At 55.4% G+C, this 15,370-nt stretch carries 16 protein-coding genes and 1 tRNA gene; 12 read left to right on the top strand and 5 right to left on the bottom strand.

Annotation, left to right across the window (positions count from 1 at the left end; translation table 11 throughout):
• The 3 genes from KGP21_RS20015 to KGP21_RS20005 form a co-directional block, all read right to left on the bottom strand.
• The gene (locus KGP21_RS20015; RefSeq protein WP_021806078.1) at positions 1-1,296 is read right to left on the bottom strand and encodes an MFS transporter; all 1,296 of its coding nucleotides are present in this window, start codon (positions 1,294-1,296) and stop codon (positions 1-3) included.
• Positions 1,297-1,779: 483 nt separating this feature from the next.
• Positions 1,780-1,854: transfer RNA gene (locus KGP21_RS20010), tRNA-Arg, on the bottom strand.
• 145 nt (positions 1,855-1,999) lie between these two features.
• Positions 2,000-2,950 (bottom strand): formate/nitrite transporter family protein, encoded by a 951-nt coding sequence (locus KGP21_RS20005; protein WP_021806076.1) that lies wholly within the window; start codon positions 2,948-2,950, stop codon positions 2,000-2,002.
• Positions 2,951-3,187: 237 nt separating this feature from the next.
• Here KGP21_RS20005 and ccmA point away from each other — a divergent pair, with 237 nt between their 5' ends.
• The 10 genes from ccmA (at position 3,188) to mlaA (ending at position 11,062) form a co-directional block, all read left to right on the top strand.
• Complete coding sequence (gene ccmA / locus KGP21_RS20000; RefSeq protein WP_037375630.1) at positions 3,188-3,820, top strand: cytochrome c biogenesis heme-transporting ATPase CcmA; 633 nt, start codon at positions 3,188-3,190, stop codon at positions 3,818-3,820.
• Positions 3,820-4,479, top strand: a complete 660-nt coding sequence (ccmB, locus tag KGP21_RS19995) for a heme exporter protein CcmB (RefSeq protein WP_021806074.1) — start codon at positions 3,820-3,822, stop codon at positions 4,477-4,479. The genes ccmA and ccmB overlap by 1 nt, the downstream gene beginning before the upstream one ends.
• 116 nt (positions 4,480-4,595) lie before the next feature.
• Positions 4,596-5,333 (top strand): heme ABC transporter permease, encoded by a 738-nt coding sequence (locus KGP21_RS19990; protein WP_021806073.1) that lies wholly within the window; start codon positions 4,596-4,598, stop codon positions 5,331-5,333.
• Positions 5,330-5,581 carry a heme exporter protein CcmD gene (ccmD, locus tag KGP21_RS19985; RefSeq protein ID WP_021806072.1) on the top strand — a complete coding sequence of 84 codons (252 nt, stop codon included), beginning with the start codon at positions 5,330-5,332 and terminating at the stop codon, positions 5,579-5,581. Before KGP21_RS19990 ends, ccmD begins: the two co-directional genes overlap by 4 nt.
• The gene (gene ccmE, locus KGP21_RS19980) at positions 5,578-6,072 is read left to right on the top strand and encodes a cytochrome c maturation protein CcmE (protein ID WP_021806071.1); all 495 of its coding nucleotides are present in this window, start codon (positions 5,578-5,580) and stop codon (positions 6,070-6,072) included. Before ccmD ends, ccmE begins: the two co-directional genes overlap by 4 nt.
• Positions 6,069-8,039, top strand: coding sequence for a heme lyase CcmF/NrfE family subunit (locus tag KGP21_RS19975; RefSeq protein ID WP_021806070.1), 1,971 nt, complete (start codon positions 6,069-6,071; stop codon positions 8,037-8,039). Before ccmE ends, KGP21_RS19975 begins: the two co-directional genes overlap by 4 nt.
• The gene (locus KGP21_RS19970; protein ID WP_021178627.1) at positions 8,036-8,587 is read left to right on the top strand and encodes a DsbE family thiol:disulfide interchange protein; all 552 of its coding nucleotides are present in this window, start codon (positions 8,036-8,038) and stop codon (positions 8,585-8,587) included. Before KGP21_RS19975 ends, KGP21_RS19970 begins: the two co-directional genes overlap by 4 nt.
• Positions 8,584-9,051, top strand: a complete 468-nt coding sequence (locus KGP21_RS19965; RefSeq protein ID WP_021178626.1) for a cytochrome c-type biogenesis protein — start codon at positions 8,584-8,586, stop codon at positions 9,049-9,051. Before KGP21_RS19970 ends, KGP21_RS19965 begins: the two co-directional genes overlap by 4 nt.
• Positions 9,051-10,265: a c-type cytochrome biogenesis protein CcmI gene (gene ccmI / locus KGP21_RS19960; RefSeq protein WP_021178625.1), complete on the top strand. Its 1,215-nt coding sequence runs from the start codon at positions 9,051-9,053 to the stop codon at positions 10,263-10,265. Before KGP21_RS19965 ends, ccmI begins: the two co-directional genes overlap by 1 nt.
• Before the next feature lie 35 nt (positions 10,266-10,300).
• Entirely contained in the window at positions 10,301-11,062 is a 762-nt protein-coding gene (gene mlaA, locus KGP21_RS19955; RefSeq protein WP_021178624.1) for a phospholipid-binding lipoprotein MlaA, read from the top strand.
• Between the two features lie 72 nt (positions 11,063-11,134).
• Here mlaA and KGP21_RS19950 read toward each other — a convergent pair whose 3' ends face one another.
• Positions 11,135-11,305, bottom strand: coding sequence for a hypothetical protein (locus tag KGP21_RS19950; RefSeq protein ID WP_021806069.1), 171 nt, complete (start codon positions 11,303-11,305; stop codon positions 11,135-11,137).
• An 83-nt stretch (positions 11,306-11,388) separates the two neighbouring features.
• Between KGP21_RS19950 and KGP21_RS19945 the strand changes: the two genes are divergently transcribed.
• A complete protein-coding gene (locus KGP21_RS19945) occupies positions 11,389-12,015 on the top strand; it encodes an OB-fold-containig protein (RefSeq protein WP_166733048.1) in 627 nt (208 codons plus the stop codon).
• Between the two features lie 51 nt (positions 12,016-12,066).
• Positions 12,067-13,854 carry a flotillin family protein gene (locus KGP21_RS19940; RefSeq protein ID WP_094982015.1) on the top strand — a complete coding sequence of 596 codons (1,788 nt, stop codon included), beginning with the start codon at positions 12,067-12,069 and terminating at the stop codon, positions 13,852-13,854.
• Between the two features lie 80 nt (positions 13,855-13,934).
• On the opposite strand, the gene fadL is transcribed toward KGP21_RS19940, so the two are convergent.
• The gene (fadL, locus tag KGP21_RS19935) at positions 13,935-15,257 is read right to left on the bottom strand and encodes a long-chain fatty acid transporter FadL (protein WP_179245400.1); all 1,323 of its coding nucleotides are present in this window, start codon (positions 15,255-15,257) and stop codon (positions 13,935-13,937) included.
• Positions 15,258-15,370 lie beyond the last annotated feature (113 nt).

Here is a 15,370-nt window from a genome sequence, read left to right as displayed (position 1 = left end):
TTAACGTGCTGTTTGTAGTGATAACGTGCTGCGGCGGTATAGATATAGCGTCGCCAGCAATGCGCACAAGGCGGCAAAGCACATCCAATAGCCAGGTGAAGCTTTATCGCCGGTATACTCAATCAGTGCGGTAGAGATAACCGGTGTGAATCCGCCAAAGACCGCGGTTGCCAGACTGTAGGCCAGCGAGAAACCTGCAACCCGAACTTCGGCCGGCATGATCTCTGTCAAGGCTGGGATCATGGCACCGTTATAGAGGCCGTAGATGAAGGACAGCCATAACAGTACTGTCAGCATCATGGAAAAACTTGGGGCTTGCGCAAGCAGGCTGAGTGCTGGATAAGCCGTGAGCAACGTCAACAGTGTCATGCTAACCAGAACCGGCTTGCGGCCGAAACGATCTGACAGGGCGCCGCCTATTGGCAGCCAGAGGAAGTTAGAGATTGCGACCAACAAGGTCACCAGCAAACTGTCAGATGCGCTAAGCATCAACACTTTTTTACCGAAGGTTGGTGCATACACTGTGATCAGATAAAACGCGGTGGTCGTCATGGCAACCATTAGCATGCCAGCGATAACAACTTGCCAGTTCGTTAACAGGGTTTTAAATACGTCACGCATTGCCAGGTGGGTGCGACGGGCAGTGAACTCCTGTGTTTCTTCCAGTTTGCGGCGCAGGAAAAAGATGAAAGGTACAATCAGGCAGCCAAACAGGAAAGGAATACGCCAGCCCCACTCGCGAATAGCGCTTTCTTCCATGGCTGCATTCAGCGCGAAGCCCATCGCCGCGGCCACCATAATGGCCACTTGCTGGCTGCCGGACTGCCAACTGGTATAAAAGCCTTTACGGCCCGGAGTGGCAATCTCAGCCAGATACACGGATACGCCACCCAGCTCTGCTCCTGCCGAGAAACCTTGCAATAAGCGCCCCCCCAGCACCAGCAATGGGGCCCAAAGACCGATTGTCTGATAGGACGGAATGAGCACAATCAGGAAGGTTCCTGCGGCCATAATCGACAAGGTAACAATCAGTCCTTTGCGTCTGCCTACTTTATCAATGTATGCCCCCAACACCACGGCACCGATAGGGCGCATCAGAAAGCCTGCGCCAAATACTGCAAAGGTCATCATCAACGAGGCGAATTCACTGCTGGCAGGAAAAAAGGTATGTGCAATGTAGGTGGCATAAAACCCGAACAGAAAAAAATCAAACTGCTCCAAGAAGTTGCCAGAGGTAACACGCAGTATCGCGTCGGCTCTTGCTCGAGTCGTCATGGGAATGTTGGGTGAATTCATCGTTATCTCCAGTTGGCTATTGACGCTTTTGTTGCGTCTGTTTCTGAAGACTGGAACAGGAAAATAAACTAATTAAGCGCAATAAACTCATGAACTGATGCGTATCATGCATCAATGGCCATTAACAATTGGATGTGACAGTGGTAACGGCTTGTTAACAAGCTTGGCGTGTGCAGCCTTCTACAAGGCCCACAAAAAACATCATTCACGTTTTGTGACCAGCTTCATACAAGGATAATGGAAGAACAAGCTAAATACGGGTGGATCAGGGCACTATCTGGTACATCACTGAGCGGGACAAAGTAGAAATCTGAGCGACTTCCGCATTTTTAATGCGTGAGGTTGCGACCTGTTTCAAGGTCAGCATGGGTAAAATATGTTGTCCGATATTTGCCTGCGATGGAGTACCGCCGTCAATGAACCGATGCGAACTGGGTTTAAAGGGATTTTGCGAACTAATACGGAGGGTAGCGAACGATGGACTGGTGTCCCCTGCAGGAATCGAACCTGCAACTAGCCCTTAGGAGGGGCTCGTTATATCCATTTAACTAAGGGGACACGGCGGGCGCAGTATACCCATTTTTGCGCTTGGGTTTAAGGGGCTATTGGTCTGATTGCCTGAAATATAATCGGTTTTCTCCCGTTATGCCCCATTTTCCCGATTATCCACCTTTTACTGTGCCGCGAACGGGTTGGAGAAGTTTTATTCGCGGTCTGATTTATCCGTGAGTTCCTTCCTGGGTTGATTCTCCCGTTGTGCCTTCAACCGTTCTGCCTTGGCCTTGTCACTCATATCGTTACGGATCTGCGCATGGCTGATCAGCGCGAAGATAAAGCTGCCGCCGATGATATTGCCCGCCAACGTCGGGATGGCGAACGGGTAGAAGAACTCCTGCCAAGGGAGTGCGCCGCTAAACACCAGGTACAGGATCTCGACGGAACCGACCACGATATGGGTCAGATCGCAAATCGCCACCAGGTAGGTCATCAGTACGATCACCCAGATTTTGGCAGCCCTGGCCGAAGGGAACATCCACACCATCGTGGCGATGATCCAACCCGCCAGGATGCCGTTGGCAAACATCTCTCCCGGGGTGTTATGCATGATTTCCTGTGACAAACTGGTGAAGGCCGCACGGGTATTCTCATCAAAAATAGGCATATAGATAAATGCCAGCGCGGCCAGGCCAGTGCCGAGCAGATTCCCCAACAGCACTATCCCCCATAGGCGGAACAGAATGACGAAGTTCTTCGGCGTCGGTTTATGCATGATGGGCAACACTGCAGTGACGGTGTTTTCCGTAAACAGCTGCTGGCGAGCCATGATGACGATGATAAAGCCGAAGGTATAGCCGATGTTCTCGATAAAAAATCGGCTTGGGTCGTCCGGTAGCCGTGCGTGAAAAATTCCTTTAGCTGCCAGAGAAGCCCCCATCGACAAGCCGGCGGCCAAGGCTGACAGCAATAGCGCCAGCCAGTCACGCTCCAGTTCTTTCTCCCCCTCCATGCGGATTTGTTCATGCACGGCAGCGGCGCGCGAGGGCAGTTTTTCCTCATCGACCTCAATGGTGGATTTGCCCCGATCGTGCTCTTCGCTTTCGACCTTGACGCTGTTTTCATCGCTGTTGGCTGGACGATCTGGTTTTGTGCTCAATGGTCATTCTCCTATTGGCTGATAACTAAAGCGTAGTTGCTGATGGGGCGAAGGAAAGTGCGCCGGAAAAATGATGAAAAAGTAACGAAATTTTAACGTTGCTGATTTTTTCTACGCAATTTTGATCTGATGCGCAATATTACCCCTAATGGAGTACATCCAAGCCAGGCTGCGGGCTACGAGCGCACTGTGGCTTATGCTATGATTCGCTATCCCAAAGAAAAATATGAGTCCTCCATGCTGGAAGCCAAAAATCTTAGTTGTGTACGAGATGAACGAACTCTGTTTGACAGGTTGAGTTTTTTGGTGAGCCCGGGCGACATTATTCAGGTGGAAGGCCCTAATGGCGCTGGCAAAACCAGCTTGCTGCGTATTTTGGCCGGGTTGGCGCAGCCAGACGCAGGCGAAGTGCTGTGGCAGGGCGAAAATACGCGCCATCGCCGTGAGCAATATCATTTGGACCTGCTGTTTCTGGGGCACCAGCCAGGGATTAAATCCATGCTGACCCCGTTTGAGAATTTGCAGTTTTACCAGGCGGTTAGCCAGTCATCCGATCGTCAGGCCATCTGGCAGGCGTTGGAGCAGGTAGGCTTGGTCGGTTATGAGGATTTGCCGGTGGCGCAGCTTTCCGCCGGGCAGCAGCGGCGCGTGGCGCTGGCACGGCTCTGGCTCAGCAAATGCCCGCTGTGGATCCTGGATGAACCCTTGACGGCGATAGACAAGCAGGGCGTGTTGGAGCTGACCGCGCTGTTTGAGCAACATGCGCAACAGGGCGGTATGGTGCTGCTAACGACGCATCAAGATTTAACCGGTACACGGCAGGCGGTAAGGAAAATTCGCCTGACACAGACCAGCGCGGAGATCGCCTGATGTTCTTCATCATACTGCGGCGGGAACTGAAAATTGCCTTTCGTAAAGGCTCCGAGATCGTCAACCCGCTGTGGTTCTTCCTGATCGTGATCACGCTGTTTCCCTTGGGCGTTGGGCCAGAACCGCAATTGCTGGCGCGTATTGCGCCGGGGATTATTTGGGTAGCGGCGCTGTTAGCCTCGTTGCTTTCGCTGGAGCGATTGTTCCGTGATGACTACCTCGATGGCTCTTTGGAACAGTTATTGTTATTGCCAACGCAACTGCCAATGACGGTGTTAGGCAAAGTGTGTGCTCACTGGGTAGTGACCGGATTGCCGTTGTTGATCCTGTCCCCGCTGGTGGCGCTGCTGCTGTCGCTGGATGTGAATACCTGGATGGCGATGGCGCTGACCCTGCTGCTGGGTACCCCAACGCTGAGCCTGATTGGCGCTATCGGAGTGGCGTTGACGGTGGGGCTACGCAAAGGCGGTGTGCTGCTGAGTTTGCTGGTGCTGCCGCTGTATATTCCGGTACTGATTTTCGCTACCGCGGCGATAGATGCCGCCTCGATGGGGATGCCGATCGACGGTTACCTGGCCATCCTGGGCGCGATGCTGGCGGGCAGCATCACGCTGGCACCTTTTGCCACAGCAGCTGCGTTGCGTGTAAGCGTACACTAGCTGGAAATTTAATCGCGGATGAATGCCTATAAGAGCTTTTCCGTGCGCAAGACTTTCGCCGTTCTGCCATCAGGGAGCGGTTACTGAATGATTTCTTACCGTGAGCAATGACGACAATGTGGAAATGGTTACATCAATTTGCCAAGCCGGAACGGCTGTACCATGTCTGTGGCCGCTTTGTCCCCTGGTTGGGGATAGCGGGCGCCATCTGTCTGCTGATCGGCTGGGTGTGGGGCTTCGGTTTCGCACCTAAAGATTATCAACAGGGTGACAGCTTCCGTATCATGTACATTCATGTTCCGGCGGCCATCTGGTCGATGGGCATTTATGGCTCGATGGCGATAGCGGCGTTTATCGGCCTGGTCTGGCAGATGAAAATGTCCGATACCGTGGTCGCGGCCATGGCTCCGGTCGGTGCGGTGTTCACTTTTATTGCTTTGGTCACCGGATCTGCCTGGGGCAAACCGATGTGGGGCACCTGGTGGGTGTGGGATGCTCGCCTGACCTCGGAGCTGGTGTTGCTGTTCCTTTATATGGGCATCATTGCGTTGTATAACGCTTTCGACGATCGCCGCCTGGCCGGGCGAGCCGCCGGTATTCTGGTGCTGGTAGGGGTGATCAACATTCCGATTATTCACTTTTCGGTCGAATGGTGGAATACCCTCCACCAGGGCTCAACCAATATGCAGCAGAGCATTGCGCCAAGCATGCGTTACCCGCTGCGTTGGGCGATCTTCGGTTACCTGTTGTTCTTTATTACGCTGACCTTGATGCGCCTGCGCAATCTGATCCTTTTCCAGGAACGTCAGCGCCCTTGGGTCGCCGAATTGGTTAGCAAGGAGCGTCAGTCATGAATGCTGCATTCAGTTCCTGGCAGGCGTTTTTCGCCATGGGCGGTTATGCGTTTTACGTTTGGTTGGCCGTGGCCGTAACCCTGCTTTCCCTGTTGGGGCTACTGGTCCACACCCTGTGGCAGCGTAAGCAGCTACTGGCCGAAGTCAGCCGCCAGGCGTCGCGTGAACGGCGGATCCGCCAGTCACAACAGTCAAAGCAATCCGCGGCCACACCGCAGCCTGTTAACTCGCGGGAGAAATCACAGTGAATCCACGTCGTAAAAGCCGCCTCTATCTGGTCATTGTCGTACTGATTGGTGTCGCGCTCACCGCCACGCTGATGTTGTATGCCTTGCGCTCCAATATCGACCTGTTCTACACCCCGAGCGAGATCCTGCAAGGCAAGGGTGAAAAGCATGAAAAACCGGAGGTGGGCCAGCGCCTGCGTATCGGTGGCATGGTGATGCCTGGCTCGGTCAAACGCGATCAGCAAAGCCTGCAGGTGAGCTTCAAGGTATATGATGCCCACGGAGCCATCGAAGTGACCTACAACGGGATTTTGCCGGATCTGTTCCGTGAGGGGCAGGGCGTAGTGGCACAGGGCGTGCTGGGGGAAGGTAATGTGGTCAACGCGCGTGAAGTGCTGGCCAAACACGATGAAAAATATACGCCACCAGAAGTCGCGGATGCCATGAAAGAGAATCATAAAAGCCCGGCCGCTACCTATAGCAGTTCGCCGGACGGGGGCAACAAGTCATGATGCCGGAACTTGGAAGTTTTCTGCTGTGCCTGGCGTTGGCGATTTCGTTGCTGCTGAGCATTTACCCGCAATGGGGAGCGGCGCGCCAGGATACGCGCATGATGGCGGTAGCCCGCCCGTTAACCTATGGCATGTTTATCGCCATCGCCCTGGCATTTGCCTGCCTGGTGTACGCGTTTATTACCAATGACTTTACCGTCTCCTATGTGGCAGCCAACTCCAACACCAAACTACCGGTGTATTACCGCATTGCGGCAACGTGGGGAGCGCACGAAGGTTCCCTGCTGCTGTGGGTGTTGCTGCTGAGCTGCTGGTCACTGGCGGTTGCCATGTGCAGCCGTGCAATGCCGCAGGATGCCGTGGCGCGTGTGTTGTCGGTGATGGGGATGATCACCGCCGGGTTCTTGCTGTTCATCATTATGACCTCCAACCCGTTTACCCGCACCTTGCCGAGTTTCCCGATCGACGGGGGCGACCTTAACCCGCTGTTGCAGGATATCGGGCTGATCTTCCACCCGCCGTTGCTGTATATGGGCTACGTGGGTTTCTCGGTGGCCTTTGCCTTCGCCATTGCCTCACTGATGGCCGGGCGGCTCGATACGGCCTGGGCTCGTTGGTCGCGTCCGTGGACTACGGCGGCCTGGGTCTTCCTGACCATGGGCATCGTGTTGGGATCGGCGTGGGCTTACTATGAGCTGGGTTGGGGCGGCTGGTGGTTCTGGGATCCGGTCGAAAACGCCTCCTTTATGCCATGGCTGGCCGGTACGGCTTTGATGCACTCGCTGGCGGTCACCGAAAAACGCGGGACCTTCAAAGCCTGGACGGTGCTGCTGGCGATCACGGCCTTCTCCCTGTGTCTGTTGGGCACCTTCCTGGTGCGTTCCGGCGTGCTGGTTTCCGTTCACTCCTTTGCCTCCGATCCGGCGCGCGGGATGTTTATCCTCGCCTATCTGGTGATCGTGATTGGGGGCTCGCTGTTGCTGTATGCCGTGAAGGGCGGGCAGGTGCGTAGCCGGGTGCAGCATGAAACCTTCTCGCGGGAAACCTTCCTGCTGGGCAACAACGTCCTGCTGATCGCCGCCATGCTGGTGGTGTTGCTGGGGACCTTGTTGCCGTTGGTGCATAAACAGTTGGGGCTGGGCAGTATTTCCATCGGCGAGCCTTTCTTCAACACCATGTTTACCTGGTTGATGGCACCGCTGGCGCTGCTGCTGGGCATCGGGCCGTTGGTGCGCTGGCGTCGTGACGAACCCACCAAGCTCTGGCGTCGCCTGGGCGTGGCGCTGGTGATCACGCTGGTGCTGTCAATCCTGCTGCCTTGGCTGCTGCAAGACAGTATCGTCGGCATGACGGTGGTTGGGCTGATCATGGCCATCTGGGTGATCCTGCTGACTCTGATGGAGCTGCATGAGCGAGCCACCCATCGCCACGGATTCTGGCAGGGGCTCAGGCACCTTTCCCGTAGTCATTGGGGCATGGTGTTAGGCCATCTGGGCGTGGCGGTCACGGTGATCGGGATCGCCTTCAGCCAAAACTACAGCGTTGAGCGTGATGTCCGCATGAAAGCCGGTGATAGCGTGGAAATTCACGACTATCGCTTCATCTTCCGCGACGTTCACGATATCCGCGGTTCAAACTACACCGGCGGTGTCGGGATTATCGATGTCACCCGCAACGGTAAGGCAGAAGCCACCCTGCATGCGGAAAAACGTTATTACAGCGTGGCGCGCAGCATGATGACGGAGGCCGCCATCGACGGTGGCCTGACGCGCGATTTGTACGCCGCGTTGGGTGAAGAGTTGGACGATGGCTCCTGGGCCGTACGGCTTTACTACAAACCTTTTGTCCGCTGGATCTGGTTCGGTGGGGTGTTTATGGCGATCGGCGGCGTGCTATGTATTCTTGATCCGCGCTATCGCATGAGCAAAAAACTCAAACGTGAAGCCAAACAAGGGGGGCAGGCATGAACCGCAAACTGTTATTTATTCCGTTAATCCTGTTCCTGCTGTTGGTGGTGGCTTTGTTGGTACAGCTGACGCGTAACGCCGGCGGGGAAGATCCCACCATGCTGGAGTCTGCGCTGATTGGTAAACCGGTGCCGACCTTCAAGCTGGAATCCCTGGAACATCCAGGTAAAACCTTCGATCAGGCGGTGCTGCGCACGGGCAAACCGATATTGTTGAACGTGTGGGCGACCTGGTGCCCCACCTGTCGGGCGGAGCACGAGTATCTCAATACTCTGGCGGCCAAAGGCATCCGAGTAGTCGGGCTAAACTATAAAGATGATCGCCAGAAGGCGGTGGTGTGGCTCAATCAGTTGGGTAACCCTTATGCGCTGAGCCTGTACGACGGCGACGGCATGCTGGGGCTGGATCTCGGCGTGTATGGCGCACCTGAGACCTTCCTGATCGACGGTGAAGGCATTATCCGCTACCGCCACGCCGGGGACATGAACGAGCGTGTCTGGCAGCAGGAAGTGTTACCGCTGTACCGTAAATATGGGGGCGACGCATGAGGCTGATAACCTTACTGGTGGCGGCATTGCTAAGCTGGAGTGCTGCTGCGGCTATCGATACCTACAAATTCAATTCGGTGGAGCAGGAACAGCAATACCGTGAGTTGACCGAACAGTTGCGCTGCCCTAAATGCCAGAACAACAGCATTGCCGATTCCAATGCCATCATCGCGGCGGATATGCGCACTAAGGTGTATGAGCTGATGATGCAGGGGCAAGACAAGCAGCAGGTCATCGACTATATGGTGGCGCGCTACGGTAATTTTGTGACCTATGAACCCCCGGTGACGCCAGCAACCTTGATCTTGTGGGTCGGGCCGCTGCTGTTTGTGCTGATTGGCGGGGCGGTGGTGATATTGCGCACTCGTCAACGGCGGGCGGGCGTAGTCAACGAGGAATTCTCCGAGCAGGAGCAGCAGCGTCTTGCGGCGTTGTTGAAAGAGACTGACAGGAAGAAACCCTAATGGCTTTTTGGCTGATAATTATAGTGCTGTTGGTCGGTGCGAGCGCGTTGCTGGTCGTGCCTGCGATGCGCCAAGGCAAAGAAAGTACGGCGGCCAGCCGCGATACGCTCAACAAGGCGTTCTACCAGGATCGTCTTGACGAGCTGGCACAAGATGAAGATCAAGGGGTAGTTGCGGAACGCCCGGAGCTGGTCAAAGAGCTGCAACAGAACTTGCTGAACGATATTCCTGGGCAACCGGATGAGCAGCCTGCACGGCCTATCAATCGTTGGGCTTTAGTGCCTGGCGTGATGGTGTTGGTGGTGGTATCGGTTGGCTTTTATCTGAAAACCGGCGGTTTGGCTCAGGTTATGGCCTGGCATCAGGTAGAATCCCAAATGCCGGAACTGCGTGCGCGGGTGGCGAATGAGCGTGCCCAACCGCTGAGTATGGAAGAGATCGCCCGTCTTGGCTTGGGTTTACGCACCTCGTTGCAGGACGATGACAGGAACCTGAACGACTGGATGATGCTTGGCCGTGTCGGGATGGCGTTGAATAATGCCACCACCGCGACCCAGGCTTTTGCTCGAGCTTACAGCCTGGATCCGAGCAATATGGAAGTGCGCCTGGGCTATGCTGAAGTGCTGACGCGCTCGGGCGATCCGGAAGACAACAAGCAGGCCACCGCAATGCTGCGCACCATGGTGGCAGAAGATCACACCAACGTGCGTGTACTGAGCCTGTTGGCGTTCAACTCCTTTGAGCAGGGCGATTACCAACAGGCGATCGGTGCCTGGCAGGTAATGTTGAAACTGTTACCTGCCGATGACCAGCGTGTTGCAGTGATAAAGCGCAGTATTGAACAAGCAAAAGTTCAGGTGGGCGCAGAAACTGTTAAACTCTCCGTCACTGTCACGCTGTCGCCAGAGGCGGCAAAAGCATTACCACAACAAGGAACGCTGATCGTTTCGGTTACCGATGGCACCAACCCGGTGCCGGTAGCGGTCAAGCAATTGCCATTGAGTCGTTTCCCGCTATCATTCACATTGGATGACAGCAACGCCATGATGCCTGAGCGGCTGCTCTCGGCTCAGCAGAAGGTGAAGGTGCACGTCAGGCTGTCACAGGATGGTTTGGCAACGCCACAGGCGGGCGACTGGTTTGGCGATAGTACGCTGCAAGCCTATAGCGGCAAGGAACAGGTCAGCGTTCAGATAGATAAACAGGTTCCCTGATAAAAAAGAATCCAAGGGTTTTCATGGAGATAAATATGAACTTTCGCCTGACTGGGCTGGCTTTCGCAACGGTGTTATTGGTAGGCTGTGCCAGCTCGCCTGGTGACGATCCGCAAGGGCGTTCCGACCCTCTTGAAGGGTTTAACCGGGCGATGTTTAACTTCAACTATAACGTGATGGATCCCTACGTGCTGCGCCCGGTTGCGGTGGCATGGCGTGATTACGTCCCGATGCCTGCGCGTAATGGCTTGAGCAACTTTACTTCCAACCTGGAAGAGCCGGCCAGCATGGTGAACGAATTTCTGCGTGGTAACCCTTATCAGGGCATGAAGCACTTCAACCGTTTCTTCCTCAACACCCTGTTGGGGATGGGCGGGTTGATCGACGTGGCCAGTATGGCTAACCCGAAACTGGCGCGTGAAGAACCACGCCGCTTCGGTGGCACCTTGGGGAACTACGGCGTAGGTTACGGCCCGTATGTCCACTTACCGGTCTACGGCAGCTTCACTATTCGTGAAGACGGTGGCGATTGGGCGGATAGCGTTTATCCGGTGCTGAGTTATCTCACCTTCTGGATGTCGGCGGGGAAATGGGTAGTGGAAGGGGTTGAAACCCGTGCTCAACTGCTGGATTCCGATGGGTTGCTGCGCAACTCTTCCGATCCCTATGCGATGGTGCGTGACGCCTATTTCCAACGCCATGACTTCCTGGCGAATGGCGGGGTGCTCAAGCCGCAGGAAAACCCGAATGCCAAGGCGATCCAGGGCGATCTGGACGAGATCGACTCCGCCAACTAAGGATTGTTCTTTCAACTTATCCTGTGGTGAATACCGTTTGAAAAAGGATCCCGGAAGTGTAGGGATCCTTTTTTATTTATGTAAATGATAATCATTTTTATTGATGATTTTCTGGGATGGCGCGGCAGTAAATGCTAAAATCTGCGCCAGGCGACTGCCGCTGGTGACTTGGAAGGCAGAGCCCGTGGCTTGGGAACCGGCTTGTGTGGCACAAGGAACGTTTATAGCGGATTGCAGCATCATCTTTACCGCGTTTTGTACCCTCTTTCCTGCCGGTTTTCTGCTGCCGCGATATTTTCGCTGTGATGCGCACGGAGAACGCCAATATGGACCTACTTTCTTCAGGCAATGCCCCTTTCTTGATCGCTCTGCTCCTGCTGCTGTTTATCGGTGTGCTGGAAACGCTGGCGGTGTTTCTCGGTGCTTCCCTTTCCAGCCATTTCGATGCGGCTATAGACTCCCATCCGGATATTACCCTGGGTGAGAACGTTTTCGCCCAGGGTCTGAGCTGGCTGCATATCGGGCGTTTGCCGCTGCTGATCATCATCGTGCTGTTTCTCGGCGGTTTTTCACTGAGTGGCCTGATACTGCAATGGCTGGCAGGCGGTGAACTACCGGTGTGGCTGGCGGTGATCGTTGCCTTTATCGTCGCTGTGTTCAGCGTACGCTGGTGTGGCCGCGGCATTGCTCGCTACTTGCCACGTGACGAAAGCAGCGCCGTTTCCACGGACAGCTTTATTGGCCGGATGGCAATCATGACTGGCGCAACGGCCACGGCTGGCTCCCCGGCAGAAGCCAGATTGACTGACGAGCACGGGCGTACCCATTATATTTTGATCGAGCCGGATGAGGCGGACGCCGCCTTTGTGCGTGGAGCCAAGGTGCTGGTTACGGCGCGCATCTCCGGTTCTCGCTTCAGCGGTAGCGCCAACCCTTGGCCGGACCTGCTGTGAACGCGGTTTTAACGGAATTATTTTGATAATACTGATGGAGAGGTAGCCCTAGTGATAATTAGTGATGGTCTTACGTTTTGGGGTTCGATTGCGGGTGGTATCTTTGTCGTCCTGCTGATTATCGGACTGATTTTTTCACGTCTGTATCGCCGCGCTTCGGCGGAACAGTCGTTGGTACGTACCGGTCTGGGCGGTCTCAAGGTGGTGCTGAGCGGTGGTGCCATCTCCCTGCCGGTGTTTCATGAGATTGTTGAAATCAACATGAAGACCCTGAAGCTGGAGGTCAGCCGTGCCATGCACGACAGCCTGATCACCAAGGACAGAATGCGCGTCGACGTGGTGGTGGCATTTTTTGTCCGCGTGCAACCGACCATTGAAGGGATCTCCACTGCCGCACAGACTTTGGGCCAGCGTACGCTGTCACCGGAAGATCTGCGCCAACTGGTGGAAGACAAGTTTGTTGATGCCCTACGCTCCACCGCAGCGCAGATGACCATGCAAGACCTGCAAGATACGCGCGAAAACTTCGTGCAGGGCGTGCAGAGCACGGTATCCGAAGATCTGGCGAAAAACGGCCTGGAGCTGGAAAGCGTATCGCTGACCAACTTTAACCAGACCTCGAAAGAGTATTTTGATCCTAACAACGCCTTCGATGCCGAAGGGCTGACCAAGCTGACGCAGGAAACCGAACGCCGTCGTCGCGAGCGTAACGAAGTTGAGCAGGACGTGGAGGTCGCCGTACGCGAGAAAAACCGCGATGCCATGGCACGCAAGCTGGAGATCGAGCAGCAGGAAGCCTTCATGTCGCTTGAGCAGGAGCAGCAGGTCAAGACCCGCAGCGCCGAGCAAAGCTCCCGGATCGCCACCTTCGAAGCGGAGCGCCGCCGCGAGGCTGAACAGAGCCGCATCTCCGCCGAGCGCCAGATCCAGGAGGCGGAAATCGAGCGTGAGCAGGCGGTACGGACCCGTAAGGTAGAGGCGGACCGTGAAATCCGCGTCAAAGAGATCGAGCAGAATAAAGTCACTGAAATGGCCGCCATCGAGCAGAAAAAAGTGACGGAAATCGCCGAACAGGATAAGGCCATCGCCATTGCTGCCAAGTCCGAGCAGCAGTCCCAGGCTCAGGCGCGCGCCAATGACGCGTTGACCGAAGCGGTGAAAGCGGAGCAAAACGTGGAAACCACGCGCCAGACTGCCGAAGCCGATCGTGCCAAACAGGTTGCTCTGATTGAAGCCCGTCAAGGGGCGGAAACCGAGGCGATGCAACTGACGCTGAAAGCCCGTGCGGAGAAAGAGGCCGCTGAACTGCAGGCCGCTGCCATCATTGAACTGGCCGAAGCCGCACGTAAGAAAGGCTTGGCAGAGGCGGAAACCCAGCGTGCGTTGAACGAAGCGGTCAACATGCTTTCCAGCGATCAGACCAGCCTGAAGTTCAAACTGGCACTGCTGCAGGCACTGCCGGCGATCATCGAGAAGTCCGTTGAGCCGATGAAGGCCATCGAAGGCATCAAGATCATGCAGGTGGATGGGTTGAACCGTTCTGGCGGTATCGCAGGGGCGACGGCGGCTTCGGTCGGCGGCGGCAACCTGGCCGAGCAGGCGATGTCTGCCGCGCTCGCCTACCGCACGCATGCACCGGTCATCGATTCCCTGTTACAGGAAATCGGTATCAGCGGTGGTTCATTGCAGGCGTTGACCGCTGCTTTGCCGCAGGCGCAGCCAGTTGCTCCGGTGGCGGAGCCTGACGCTGTAGTCGTTCAAGAAGAAATTACGGAACAAAAGCCGGAGTCGTATGCTCCGTCGACTGAGCACAGCATCACGACGGTAAGCCTTTCCTGAGTTACGACTGGATGGGGTTAATAGAATAAAAAACGGCGGGATAATCCCGCCGTTTTTACGTTTCTGTCCAGGAAAACAGATTAGAAACGGTAGTTGAAGCCAGCACCGTACAACCAGGCTGAACCCTTCGATTCGAAGGTATATGGGCCTTCTTTGATGGTGACTTTCTGGCCGTGCATGTAGGACACACCCACGTCGACAGAAGCGTCTTTATTGAACGCGTAAGTGGTACCGGCGCTGATCCAGGTGCGATCCTGATCCGGGATTGAGATAGAGCGGTTTTGTGCCGGAACCGGGCTATCATCGAAGGCGATACCGCCACGGAAGGTCCAGTTATCGTCGTAGAAGTAGGTGGTACCCAGCGCGATACGGTAAGCGTCACGGAAGCCTTCATGCTTCTGGAACAGCGTTTTGCCGTTGCTGTCTGTCGCTTTCAGCTCCTGGAACTGGCTCCAACTGGTGTAGGCCATGCTGTAGTGGATAGCCCACTGCTGTGCCACTTTGTTATAACCGGAGATCTCCCACATTTCTGGCAGATTCAGGGTCAGAGAACCTGGGACGTTGTTACCGTCGGTCCCCATTGGCAGGCCAAACTGCCCGAGCAGGCCGTTATAGGCGGAAGGCAGGCTGCTGCGGTAGTCACCGTCAAAGTCGATTTTCACTTCAGAGCGGTAGGTGAAGCCGTAACGGTTTCTGTCGTCTACTTGATACAAGATGCCAGCGTTCCAGCCGTAGCCCCACTTGTTACCTTCCAGATGAGAGATCTGAGTATCGGCAGGGATCCTGGCTACCTGGCCAGCCAGCGCCGGAGGCAATTTGCCGGAGCCTGCCAGCAGCAGTGGTAAATCGCCGGCGAAGCGATCGATCTTGGCTTTGGCATACACTGCATCGAAGCCCAGACCGAAGCTGAATTGTTGGTTCAGACGGTATGCGAGGCTCAGGTTGAGGTTTGCCGTGGTCAGGTCGGTAGTCCCGCCGACGGAGCCAGCGGTGTAGCCTTCGTTGTATTCGGTGGCCAGGCCATAGTTGCTGGTCACAGAACCGCCAACGGCCCATTGGTCATTCAGCGGTTGGATGTAGTGCAGGTTGGGTACCCAGGCGGTCGGGGCAATGTTCTTCGCATCCAGGCTGCGGCCTGAAGGTGAGGTGCCGGTAATGTTAACGTCTGGGTCAATAAAAACGGCGCCCGCAGAGAAAGAAGGGCGGTCAAACATCATCATGGTCGCCGGGTTACGGCTTGCTGAGGCTGCGGTATCCGCCACTGCGCCTTCGCCAGAATAGGCTCGCCCTAAACCAACTGCCGAGAACTCGTTCAGCTGGAATCCTGCGGCATACACGTTCGAAGAAATAATTGCCACTGCAGCTGCGAGAGCTGATTTAGTGAATAGGTTTTTCTGGCTCATGACCAAAACCTCATTTTATGTGTTTATTATTTAAACAATGTTACACAAAGTAACATGGAGCGCGCGATTGTAGGGTCCGTTATCAATCTGACAAATCAGACCAGTGGCTGAAT

It is taken from the genome of Serratia sp. JSRIV004 (assembly GCF_019968705.1).
Classification (GTDB): domain Bacteria; phylum Pseudomonadota; class Gammaproteobacteria; order Enterobacterales; family Enterobacteriaceae; genus Chania; species Chania fonticola_B.
This window is presented reverse-complemented; position numbering and strand designations above follow the sequence as displayed.